Consider the following 12,209-nt stretch of genomic DNA (forward strand, 5'->3'; position numbering starts at 1 on the left):
ACCTTAATTGCCAAGTTATGAAAAACATAATACAATGTGGTCTATAGTGTATTCTAGTTTCAACAACAGATTCCTGCTTTTGTAGTTTTTGCAAAAAGTGTTGGAGGTACTGTGATGCTTGAGATCTTGTTTTTAGGAACAGGTACTTCCCATGGGATACCGGTCATTGGCTGTAACTGCGGCGTCTGTCAATCCTCGGATCCAAAAAACAAACGAAACCGCTCTTCTATTTTGCTTACCCAAGGCGATACCAATATTCTCATCGATACTGCGACGGAACTACGTCTTCAGGCCTTAAGGTTTAATATCACTAGCGTTGATGCGGTGCTTTATACCCATTTCCATGCAGATCATGTCTTTGGCTTTGATGATTTGCGCAGGTTCAACAATAATGGTAGTAAGCCCATTCCCGTTTACGGCAATGCAGAGACAATAGAGGAATTACGCCAATGTTTTGCTTATGTGTTTCGCAAAACCCAAGAGGGAAGTAAAAAACCATTGGTAACCCCTCAGATTATTCAACCCGTACCCACAGTTATTCACGGTTTAACTTTTCAACCCATCCCAATCTATCACGGACAATTGGGTATTTACGGTTACCGGTTTGGAAATGTAGCCTACATTACCGACTGTAGCAAAATCCCCGAACAAAGCGAAAAGCTATTGAAGGATCTAGATATTCTCATCCTCGGAGTTTTGAGGTACCGCCCTCATCCAACCCACTTCAACCTCAACCAAGCATTAAAAGTAATTGCTAAATTAAAACCCAACCGCACATATTTTACCCACATATGTCATGACTTTGATCACGAACAAGTACAAAGGGAACTGCCGCCCAACTGCTACCTTGGGTATGACGGTTTACGGCTAGAGACTTCCTAACTGTATCTGGCAATAACCTCCAAACAGATTCAATTGACATCCCCTCGAAAGGTTACTATACTTATTTATAAGAACATATGTTTGCCAAACATGCTTTCGGGGTGGGAAGATATGAGATTAATTGCCTATGTTCAAGGAACAAACGGTAGATTAAATACTAAAGCATGGGATGTTTTCTGTTCCTTTACCCCACAGATTGAACTTGTCACGGATGCTGCAGCGTTTATAGATCTGTCGGGGTGCGGGTCATTGCCTTCTCTTTTGAGACAAATCGATCAGAATATCTATGGAGAGCATTCTATCGGAATTGCCACTACTAAATTGCTGGCTAAGGCTGCTGTTCTTGCTCCTAAAGCCATTATTCCCTTTTCTGTTAACTTAACAAAAGTGTTACGACTTCACAAACTAAAACCATGCGCTCATTTGTTCGCCAATAAAGAACAAGTGTTTTTAGCTAATTTGCCGATTGAATATTTAAACCTCGGACCCTCTTTGCAGGAGCAGTTAAATAAATTGGGGTTATTTCGCGTTGCAGATGTTTTAAGTATTACACAACAACAATTGATTTATCGGTTAGGCACCGACGGCACCTTGGTTTACCAAAGTGCCCGGGGAATTGATCACAGCAAGGTAGAACCAAATTATCCTCCTTGCAGTATCGTGATTGAAAAGTCATTAGATCATGTTTTTAATCAAGGGGCCTTATCTATGGTATTAATGGATTGCTGCACTTCCCTGTCCAATGAATTAAGGCAGACAGGAAAGGCCGCTACTCTTTGCCGACTAGCACTGACAACAGATGATGGTCAAAAGCTAGCAACGGAACGTAAACTTTCTTCGCCAAGCAATGAGCTGTTAAAACTTTGGTTTTTGGCCCAGTCTATGCTAAATACTTTAACCATATCTACACCTCTTACTTCTCTCAAACTAACGGCAATAGAACCAGTTCCAGTATCTTTACAGCAGTTAAGTTTGTTCGAAAGACCAACAACAATATGCCAGGGTTTGAATAAAATCCTGTCCAATCTTCGCTACAGGTTTGCCGACACCAAAACCTACCTAGCTTCTCAAATACAGCTGGATCGTTACGAACAGATGTTGTCTTTTTATCGTCATGAGTAAAATACTAAAGCAAGAGATCATTTTTAAAAATAGGCCTTTCCGCATTCTATGGAAGGGAACTTCTCATTTAATCACTAGTATTCAGGAGGCTTGGGTGTATCGAGGCCGCTGGTGGAAAGAAGAACCAGAAAGAGTCTTTTATCTAGTTGAGTTAGCCGATGGCACCCTTTGTGAGATTTATAGAGAACTCCCCAACAACCAGTGGTTTTTGTATCGGCTTTATGATTGAGGTATCTTGTTATGTTTATACACCTACATGTACACAGCCCCTACTCCTTTTTGGACGGTGCATCTACTTTGGACAGTCTACTAAGCTGCGCCGGTTCCTTTGGAATGCCTGCCATAGCAGTTACAGACCACAATAACGTAAGTGCAGCAGTGCAATTCCATCGTTTGGCTAAGGAATATAAAATTAGGCCAATCCAAGGGGCCGAAGTAACCATGGAAGATGACTCCCATTTGATTCTACTGGCTAAAAACTCCAAGGGGTACGAAAACCTATGCCGACTTCTTACCTCGGCTCATCTAAACAGCGATCGAAAACAGGTCCGTTTGTCTTGGCAGGATTTGATTAAATTTAACCAACACCTCATTTGCTTATCTGGGTGCACCCAGGGCTTAATTCCCCGGTTACTTTTAGACCATCAATACCGGGATGCTGAAGAGGCAGCAAGGAGAATTACCCGCATATTTGGTCCGGAACGGTTTTTTATCGAGCTGCAGAATTTATTAGTGCCTGGTAGTAAAAAGTTAAACAAGATCCTGGTAGAGCTTGCAGAGAAGGTAAATATACCCATCGTAGCCACTAATAATGTCCATTTTGCAGCGAAGGACGCTTTCGCCTTACATGATGTGTTAACCTGTGTACGAAACAAGAGTAACCTTGAGACCATAAGTAAGCTCCGCCGCTTTAATGCCGAAAACTACCTAAAGTCAGCGGAACAAATGCAAAGGTTATTTAAAGAATACCCACAGGCTTTAGCCAATACCATTAAGATCGCCTCCCAATGTGAAGCAGCCCTAGAATTAGGAGTAAATCATTTACCGACATATCAATCCGGTGGAAAATCTTTGGAACTCCTTCGTTCCTTAACGTTCCAAGGTGCCAGGAAACGGTACGATAAAGTGACGGGGGAAATTAGACGACGGCTTGAGCATGAGTTAATGGTAATCGGTAAACTACAGGTTGCCGATTATTTCTTGATCGTTTGGGATATTGTCTGCTATGCGCGCCAAAAGCAAATCCGCTTTTCGGGAAGAGGCTCTGCAGCCGATAGTGCAGTGGCCTATTGCTTAGGGTTCACCAATGTAGATCCCATTAGCCGTGGCCTTTTATTTGAGCGTTTTCTCTCACTAGAGCGGGCTGAAAAGCCAGATATTGATTTGGATTTTGATGCCCGTTTTAAGGATGTCGTAGTCGCCTATGTCAAGGGAAAATACGGAAAAGTACATACCGCTTCGGTCTGTACCTTTGCTACATATCTGGCGCGTATGGCTATTAGAGACTTCGGCAAAGTCCTCGGATATCTTCCAGAAGAAATCGATGAACTAACAAAGAGAATGCCCTATATCCCCGCCGATGGAATAGAGCATACCCTTACTAGGATACCCGAACTGAGAGAAAGCAATATTGATTTTGGTAAATTCGATATGTTGTTCAAATTATGTGCACAGGCTGCCGGATTTCCTCGACACATGGGCACCCATTTGGGCGGTGTTGTCATTGCCGATGTACCTTTATACCAACTTAGTCCCTTACAGCAGGCAGCTAAGGGAGAACAGATCATCCAATTTGACAAAAATGACATCGAGGATCTAGGTTTAATTAAAATTGATCTTTTGCCCCTACGTACTTTAAGCGTTGTGGAAGATACGATTCACCTCGCCCACGATGAAAAGATAAACATTGATTACGATGCTATTCCCCATGATGATCCTGCAACATATAGTCTTCTTAGATCCGGTAATACAGTGGGGGTTTTTCAACTAGAAAGTCCTGCTCAACGGGCACTTCAACCAAGGTTGCTTCCAGATTCCTTTGAAGATCTTGTCGCTAGCGTCGCTTTGATTCGGCCCGGTCCAATCAGTGGGGATATGGTTGAACCTTTCATTGAGCGCCGTCATGGTAGAAGTCCCATCACCTATTTGCATCCAAAACTAAGGGATATCTTAGCTAAAACTTATGGCATTGTTCTATTTCAAGAACAGGTAATTGAAATTGCAGTAGAAATCGCTGGCTTTACACCGGGGGAGGCGGATCGGTTAAGGCGAACAATGACCCATTACCGGTCGGAGAGGGAAATGCAGGAACTGGGGACCCACTTTGTGGAAAAGGCCACTAAGAATGGCGTTTCTTACGAGAATGCCAAGACTATATTCTCGTATATTGCAGGATATGCAGGCTATGGTTTTTGCGAAGCACATGCTGCTTCCTTCGCCGATACTGCCTATCGTAGTGCCTATTTACTTTGTCATTATCCGGCCTACTACTTGGCCGCAATGCTGAATAATCAACCAATGGGCTATTACCCATCCCATACCCTGTGTGTTCTTGCCCAAAGTAGGGGTATACAAATTCTTGGGGTAAATATCAACAAAAGCCAAAGTGGATATACCGTTTGGGATAACAACATTAGGGTAGCTTTAAAACAAGTCAAAGGAATTTCCACCAAGGAACTATCACTGATAGAAAAAAACCGGCAAGTTAGTCCTTTCACATCGGTATTAGACTTCCAAAGGAGGGTATCTGTTTCAAGGAATACCTTAGAAAACCTTATTCTTGCAGGGGCTTTTGATCAATTATCCCCTAATAGACGCAGACTCCTTTGGCAAATTCCGGACATCCTAAAAGTAGGAACTCCAAGGAAGATCATAGGTGAAATGGATGACTTTCCTCTGAATCAAAGAATCTACCATGAGTATAAAGTCTTAGGTTTCAGCCCCACAGGACATATTTTGACTCCCCTCCGTTCTAGATTACAGGAAGAGGGAGTTGCTACCAGTAGGGAATTGCAGCATCAGACCGAAGGAAAATGGGTCAAGGCCGGGGGAATAGTGATCAAACCCCATCGTCCCCCGACAAAAAGCGGAAAGACTGTGGTTTTTCTAACCCTCGAAGACGAGTTTGGTCTTGTTGATGTGGTCATCTTCGATGATGTCTATCAAAAATATGGAGAACTGATCTTCTTGTGTCCAGCATTGATCGTTGTTGGTCGGATTCAACGAAAACATGATACCGTTTCAGTCGTCGCCACACAAATTAACGAGATGAACCTTGCCTGATGCGCTTAACCTCTAATTCTTTCCCTGTCTTAGCATCAATGTATACTAAGTATCGCTGGTTATTCATAGTACCGGCAAACTCATAGGCAATTCTTTGAACACCGCCAACCGAAACCAATACCTTTTTGTATTCCTCCGTGGTGAAATCGGAATGTAGAAGTCCTAAGGCTGCATCAACGCTAAGAAGTGCCTTGGTTGTAGCTATCTCGTCCTTGGACGCATTCAAATACGCACTGGCATCATAACCGATTACAAGTCCTTGTTCTAGTTCAATACGTAGTTTCACCTGTTCTTCAGAGCTGATGGCACCTGCTCTTAAAGGGGAAAAGCTTGCGATCAAGTAATTTGCCGATACATGATCTACTGAAACATTCACCATATCTACCAATCCATTTCTTTGGAGGAAGGCTTGACCGACATCTAAAGCTTCCTCGATGGAGAGATTAGCCTTCTTGGGAACAAAGTCACTGAGCATCCACAGAATGTCTCCCCTACTTTTAGTGACTGCCACAGTAATCCGCTCCCCAGTAGTACCAAGGGCGGGGACTATCTCCACGGTATAGGTTTGACCAAAGTCCTCATCACCTTCTGTTACTGTAATCAAGTGCTCTTTTAGACGCCGACGAGTGAGAAAATGAACGGCTGCACGGCGGGCCGTATCCTTGTCTATGGATACCTCGGAAGTAGTCTGTGCCTCCGCTGATAATGGTCGTACTTGTAGTATCTCTTCTATGGCAACCAAACTGTAGGCTGCGGGATGACCTTTTTGGGCATCCTCAATCGCGGTAGCAAAACCGCTCACCCAAGGAATTGTCACACTGCTATTTTGGACCGTAAGCCGAGCTTTGTCTAGCTCAGCATTAATAACAGTCAGGTAGTTCATAAAGTCGGCCATTTCCTCTGGTTCCGAAGTGTTATTCTGCTTACTGTCCAATACCGTCTGTCGGGTGTACTCAGCTAAGGAACGGAGAAAAAGGATGGTCTTGGACAAGTCCAAAGGTAGAATGGGAAGTTCCTCAAGATGCAACCGGGCAGCTAAGGCATGGTAGTGGGCATTAAGTAAGTAATTGGCCTGGTTTGCTGGATCAACGGATACCATGGCTTTGCCTAGCTCATTTTCTATCTCTGCCAAGTGCCCCGATAACTCATAAAAAGCACAGTAATAGTGGTTTTCGATCCCCTGTTCTCTCTGTCGCCCTGTAAAATATTGATAGCCTCCCCACAGTAACAACCCAATACTTAAAAGGGCAATTAATCTAGTTTTATGCAAAGGCCTCCCCCCTGCTATTTCGTAAACACATGTTGCCCGATGATCTTAGTCTTCGGTCTAGTCTCCAGCCAAGGGCTCCGAGCGATTTGCGGGTTATAAAAGTATACAGCTCCTTCGGAGGGGTCCCACCCACTGATAGCATCAATCGCTGCCCTTTTTGCTTCCTCATTAGGCTCAAGATTGATTTGCCCATTGGTTACAACGGTAAAAGCCCCAGGCTGATAGATTACACCGGGTATCGTATCCGGAAATAGGGGACTTAACAACCGATTTAGTACTACAGCAGCTACGGCTACCTGGCCCGAATAGGGCTCAGCCCGTGCCTCGGCATGCACAAGTCGAATCAATAACAATAGGTCCGCCTCTTCAATTGGTAGCCTTTCCTCATCCTCTGAGATCTTTGGCCCTTCCCCGGAAAACTGTTGGAGTACACCGATTAACACGCAGATACTAATTAGCATTAAGGCTAGAAGTCTCGGATCATGGATTTTCCTCCAGAATAAGTCAAGCATGGCTGTTTTCGCCAACCTTCCTAGGGTGACTAATAAATAGTATGATCTGGTTGCAACCAATCCATGCATGTACCCAAGCTTTCCCCCGATGAATATGGCGTTAACGGAAGGAAATCCCGGCTGAAGCGACGAATGTTGTGATGATTAAGATGTAACACCGAGGGAGGACACACTGTTGAGGCTATTTCGGTTAACTTGTTCTATAGCTTTTGCCCTATGTTTAATGTTGACTTTAACAACTGGGGCCGCGTCGCCATTTATTGGTGGTACTGAAGAACCATGTACCATTGATTCATCCCAGTTGTTAGATAAAGTAATAACCACATACACCGAAATAAAGGAACTGAGGATAGTTGTCCGCATAGAGATCATGGACCCTAATTCTTCCGGGGAAGCTGTCTCTGATTACATCATCGGAGAGGTATTATATCGCCGGCCGGATGTATTGCGGTTAACATATCTTGAGCCCATGGAATGGGCCGACTATTTTATTCTCATTGATAAGAGTAAAGATACGATCAAGCGGTATCAACCGGTAACGGATCGACTGTTTGTGGAATCATTATCCCGGGCGGCAAAGGATAATGTTGGTTTATCTTTAGATAGTCTGTTAACACCCCCTAAGAAAGAAGACGTTCTCAAGGTTAATCAAATGACTGACCTATTAACTGACAAGCAATACTATGTGGTCCACAACCGAACACAGCAATATGATGATTTGGGAGTTCAAAAGTTCTGGCTGGACCCTGAGACTTCGTTGATCAAGCAAGTGCATTTGTACAATCTTGAAGAAAAGTTATTGCTCCGGGGGGTCGTCTTGGAGATGGAAATAAATCCAAATATTCAGGATGCAGATTTGTTTTTCATACCACTGGAAGCAGAGGTAACACAACGATAGGAAATACGAGGGATATTAATGAGACTGCCTTCTTTTGCTGTTTCGCGTACTGTAACAATGACAATGCTCATTATCGCTGCCTTGATCTTCGGCGGAATCGGTCTTGATCGCTTAGGTTTAGAACTTCTGCCTGATTTGAACATACCGATGATGACAATTGCCACCCTTTACCCCCTGGCTAACCCGGAAACGGTTGAAAAGGAGGTCACAACTCCCATCGAACAAGCCATGTCCACAATTCCTAATGTAAGGAAACTAGAATCAATCAGCACAGAAAATGTATCCTTGGTCATGGCACAGTTCAATTGGGGCACAGACTTGGATAAAATGGTGGATCAGGTACGGATCAGCTTAGATCGTTTGTCTTACCAGTTGCCCACGAATAGTTCGGCACCTTTAATCATGTTAGTCGATCCAAACCAAACCCCATTGATGTTGGTGGGCGTTAGTGGGGCTTTAGAGTCTGGGGAGCTTACTGCCGTTGTTGACGACTTTCTCCCTGCTTTAGAGCGAATACCGGGAGTAGCAAGTGTAACGGCAACTGGTGGTGCCAAAGAAGAGATCTACATTAAGTACAATCAGGAAAAACTTCAGCAGTACGGGCTGACCACAGACCAATTGAAGCTACTCCTACAGGCCCAAAATGTTGTTCTACCCATTGGTGCCGTGGAAAAAGATGATACCCGCTATTTGGCAAAGGTGGGAAACAATTACAGGACTATTGATGACTTGCGAAACATGATTATTGGGGAACAAGAAGCAGATCCTTTGCTTAACCAAGGCCTTGGAGCCTTGGTCCCCAAAATGCTTCGTTTACACCATATCGCCGAGGTCGGTGTTGCGTATAAACCTGTCACAGGTTATAGTCGTGTTGACGATAAACCAGCTATTATGTTGAGTATTTATAAACAGCCAGGGAAAAACACGGTGCAGGTAGCCGATGAGATCAATGCTACTTTAGCACGGATTAAACAAACATCTCCGCACCAACTGGAATTCTTTACGCTACAGGATCAGTCGCTTTTCGTTAGGGACTCTATCTCCTGGCTTAGTTCTACAATGGTAGTAGGAGCTATTTTAGCAGTAATTGTTCTTTTTGCCTTTCTGCAGAGTATTGCTAGTATCGCCTGTATTATGGTGGCGATTCCCCTCTCGATTATGATTACTTTTTTCCTCATGTACTTATCTGGATTAACTTTGAACCTAATGACCCTGGGCGGCTTAGCCCTTGGGGTTGGAATGTTAGTAGATAACGCGATAGTTGTGTTAGAAAGCATTTATCGGCAATTACAACAAGGCAAAAAGGTAAAGGAAGCAGTAATCCAGGGAACGAATCAAGTGGCTTCTGCCATTACCGCCTCTACCATAACTACGTTGGCGGTGTTTATCCCCGTAGTCTTTTTGGGCGGCATAGCCGGTGAGATCTTTAAGGAACTGGGGATCACAATTTCCTATGCCCTTGTTGCATCCTTATTGGTCGCCCTTACTGCTATTCCAATGCTAGCATCTAAGATCTTCGGACGGGCAAAAACTATCCAGTTTGAGCGGAGTAGGTTTGCAGAACTAGATGGGCTATATCGAACTGGCTTGGAATGGGCAGTGAACCATAAGCCTTTGATTATCGGGCTGGCCATCGTATTGCTTGTTTGTAGTGCAGTAACCCTGCTGCGTTTTGACGTTGAGTTTTTGCCCCCCATGGATCAGAGTATGCTCATGGTGAATATGGAGCTCCCACCGGGAATAACGCTAGATGAGACCAACAGTCTTGTCACACAGGTGGAGGAGCAAATCCGTAGCATTCCAGAGGTTACCAGTATTGCATCTTTAGTGGGTTCTTGGGCAGATGATGTCCTTTCAACGGCACGGGGTGCCTCCGTAAACACCGCAAAACTAACTGTAATGCTGAGCGAAAAAAACCAGCGTAATAGAAGTGCTGCCCAAGTTGCAGAGGAAATCAAGAAGGTCCTTGCTCCCTTCAAGACCGCCAATTTTGAAGTCATTCACGATATTGTTGGAGCCAATATGGGCATGAAGCAAATAGTAACACTGGATATTTCCGGACCAGATTTTGAGGTCCTTACTACTATTACAGAGGAATTGGAAACCGCGTTAGCATCTGAGTCGGGTTTTGGAACCATTGTCTCGTCCTTAGATAAACAACAACCGGAATTATTCTTTGAAGTAAATCCTTTCCGGGCTTTATCAGGAAGTGTTACGGCTACACATATTGCCCTAGCTATGCGCGATGCCATTGGTGGTGCAGAGATTACAGATCTGCAGCTGAATGGACGTACCCTTCCAGTGGTTTTACGTCCTGACTATGACCCAACCACCAATTATGATGCCTTAACAAAGCATCGCATTGCATCGGCCCTACAGGATAAAGATGGACAGTCCTATGTGGTATTTGATCGGGTGGCCAATGTAACGGAGACCTCATCAATGTTGGATATTTACCATACAGAACGGGTTCGGGCCGTGACCCTCACAGCAACCCTTGATGGAATAGGTCTGCGAGAAGCAATGACTACAGTGGATAAACTGGTGTCCAACATGGACTTACCACCTGGTTACGCGGTTAAGCATGGCGGTGTATGGGAGATTGTGCAGGAATCCTTTGGAGAATTATTGCTTGCCTTGATTTTGGCCGTTGTCTTAGTGTATATGGTGATGGCCGCTCAGTTTGAATCCTTCGCCCACCCTTTGATTATCATGATCACCGTTCCCCTTGCTGCTATTGGTTCCCTTTTTGGATTATACCTGACCGGAGGTCGCATTGGTGTTCCATCGTTAATCGGCATGATTATGCTCGTCGGAATCGCAGTAAACAACGGAATTGTACTAATTGATCAAATCAACTATCTACGCAGAGAAGAAGGCCTTTCCTTGAAGGATAGTGTCCTTCAAGGATCATGTACACGGCTAAGGCCAGTGCTAATGACCTCCCTGACTACTATTTTGGCTTTGGTTCCCCTAGCATTGGGTTTTGGTGATGGCGCCGAGGTTCTAAAGCCCTTGGCCATCACAGTCGTATTTGGTCTATCTGTATCCGCGGTAATGACCTTATTCGTTATTCCGGTGGTATACCATCTTTTTGAAAACTCGTTGATCAGGACCAGTGCCGAATCAACACAAGGGGAGTGTTCCCATGTTAAAAGTTAGAATTACCCTGTTTCTTGCGGTTTCGGTAACCCTTATCTTTTTATTGAGTGCGATCAGTTGCGCCCAGGAATTAGGACAAGAGGGTACTGGTCTTGTTATTAGTGAGCGGGAACTAAACCTAGGCTTTCTCCAGAAAACAGGGGCAATCGGCCAGTATCTCCTCGGTATCCTTTTCGAAGGTAAGACTTCGGATGCAGTATTCCGCTTCCATGTTAGTAATCTACCTACCATGGGAATTGAACCAATCGCGCCGGTAACCGGACTGCAGCTTAACTGGAACAAGATTATCGGAGTGACTAGCTATATAGATCTTAAGGGAGACTTCCATGTACAATGGAACCCCGATGGGTACAACCAGATGGCCCCACCGTCCTTATACCTTATTGGTGGAGCTGGACAAGCCGCCTTTCGGAACTATTCAGGCGCCCTACGAACTGGATTTATTGAGAGTGGCTTCCCCCTGCAGTCTTTGCCTGGAATTGGCTCGGCAAATTGGAGCCTCCCCTTATCCGAGTTCTTCGGAATTGGCAGCTCCGTAGGTCTGATTGTCCCCAATACAGATCCGTTTTTTTGGGTTGATCTAGAGGGTCGAATACGCAAGGATAAGACCCAAACAAATATTGGTAATATCAGTTGGCGGCTTAGCATCGGAGATAATGCCCAACGGGAACTGCGGATATTGGTCGGATCTCAGTTTACATTAACTACTCAAAACACGGTGTCCCGTTTTACCGGACGGCTCGGAGCATTAAATGCCGAGGGTAAGCTACTACCGGTTCTTCAGATGGACTATTCACTGCGTTTAGGACATGTAAGAAGATTCCACGTGGGGCTTATGACTGCTGCTGGCAATATCTCAAATAAGGGTTTTGACCCTCAATTAGGACAGGCAGCCGTCTCCTACGAAAGACGTTTGAGTGATCGGGAGACCATCAACTTGCTTTTCATTTCGTCTTTAGATCAACTAGGCAAGATCAACTTCATCCAGCTTGATCTAAACCGCATAGATCAGAATACTAACATTAGACTACAGCGGGCCGAAGACGGACAACTACAGATCACCCTATCCCAGAGTTTTTAG

General features: G+C 44.6%; 8 protein-coding genes. 6 read left to right on the forward strand and 2 right to left on the reverse strand.

The features are described from left to right. The first annotated feature begins 114 nt into the window (after nt 1-114). The 3 genes from M0Q40_04065 to M0Q40_04075 all read left to right on the forward strand — a co-directional run bounded on the left by M0Q40_04065 (nt 115) and on the right by M0Q40_04075 (nt 5,286). A complete protein-coding gene (locus M0Q40_04065) occupies nt 115-882 on the forward strand; it encodes an MBL fold metallo-hydrolase (GenBank protein MCK9221785.1) in 768 nt (255 codons plus the stop codon). A gap of 111 nt (nt 883-993) precedes the next feature. Then, a complete protein-coding gene (locus M0Q40_04070) occupies nt 994-2,004 on the forward strand; it encodes a hypothetical protein (GenBank protein MCK9221786.1) in 1,011 nt (336 codons plus the stop codon). 240 nt (nt 2,005-2,244) lie between these two features. Further along, nucleotides 2,245-5,286, forward strand: a complete 3,042-nt coding sequence (locus M0Q40_04075) for a DNA polymerase III subunit alpha (protein MCK9221787.1) — start codon at nt 2,245-2,247, stop codon at nt 5,284-5,286. Here M0Q40_04075 and M0Q40_04080 read toward each other — a convergent pair. Together M0Q40_04080 and M0Q40_04085 are read right to left on the reverse strand one after the other, a co-directional pair. Beyond that, complete coding sequence (locus M0Q40_04080; GenBank protein ID MCK9221788.1) at nt 5,264-6,556, reverse strand: germination protein YpeB; 1,293 nt, start codon at nt 6,554-6,556, stop codon at nt 5,264-5,266. The two genes, M0Q40_04075 and M0Q40_04080, sit on opposite strands and share 23 nt — an antisense overlap. Nucleotides 6,557-6,570: 14 nt before the next feature. Next, the gene (locus M0Q40_04085) at nt 6,571-7,083 is read right to left on the reverse strand and encodes a cell wall hydrolase (protein MCK9221789.1); all 513 of its coding nucleotides are present in this window, start codon (nt 7,081-7,083) and stop codon (nt 6,571-6,573) included. 160 nt (nt 7,084-7,243) lie between these two features. On the opposite strand from M0Q40_04085, the gene M0Q40_04090 reads away from it, so the two are divergent. From M0Q40_04090 to M0Q40_04100, 3 genes are read left to right on the forward strand one after another with little or no spacing between them, the layout of a single operon-like run. Beyond that, entirely contained in the window at nt 7,244-7,966 is a 723-nt protein-coding gene (locus M0Q40_04090; protein ID MCK9221790.1) for a hypothetical protein, read from the forward strand. 18 nt (nt 7,967-7,984) lie between these two features. After that, the gene (locus M0Q40_04095) at nt 7,985-11,128 is read left to right on the forward strand and encodes an efflux RND transporter permease subunit (protein MCK9221791.1); all 3,144 of its coding nucleotides are present in this window, start codon (nt 7,985-7,987) and stop codon (nt 11,126-11,128) included. Next, on the forward strand, nt 11,115-12,209 hold the full coding sequence (locus M0Q40_04100) for a hypothetical protein (protein MCK9221792.1): 1,095 nt from the start codon (nt 11,115-11,117) through the stop codon (nt 12,207-12,209). Before M0Q40_04095 ends, M0Q40_04100 begins: the two co-directional genes overlap by 14 nt.

It is taken from the genome of Limnochordia bacterium, from assembly GCA_023230925.1.
Lineage (GTDB): Bacteria > Bacillota > Limnochordia > DUMW01 > DUMW01 > JALNWK01.

Bases quoted from the DNA above. Each gene is read 5' to 3' on its own strand.
- M0Q40_04065 (MCK9221785.1), top strand. From the start codon at position 115: ATGCTTGAGATCTTGTTTTTAGGAACAGGTACTTCCCATGGGATACCG.
- M0Q40_04075 (MCK9221787.1), top strand. From the start codon at position 2,245: ATGTTTATACACCTACATGTACACAGCCCCTACTCCTTTTTGGACGGT.
- M0Q40_04070 (MCK9221786.1), top strand. From the start codon at position 994: ATGAGATTAATTGCCTATGTTCAAGGAACAAACGGTAGATTAAATACT.
- M0Q40_04095 (MCK9221791.1), top strand. From the start codon at position 7,985: ATGAGACTGCCTTCTTTTGCTGTTTCGCGTACTGTAACAATGACAATG.
- M0Q40_04100 (MCK9221792.1), top strand. From the start codon at position 11,115: ATGTTAAAAGTTAGAATTACCCTGTTTCTTGCGGTTTCGGTAACCCTT.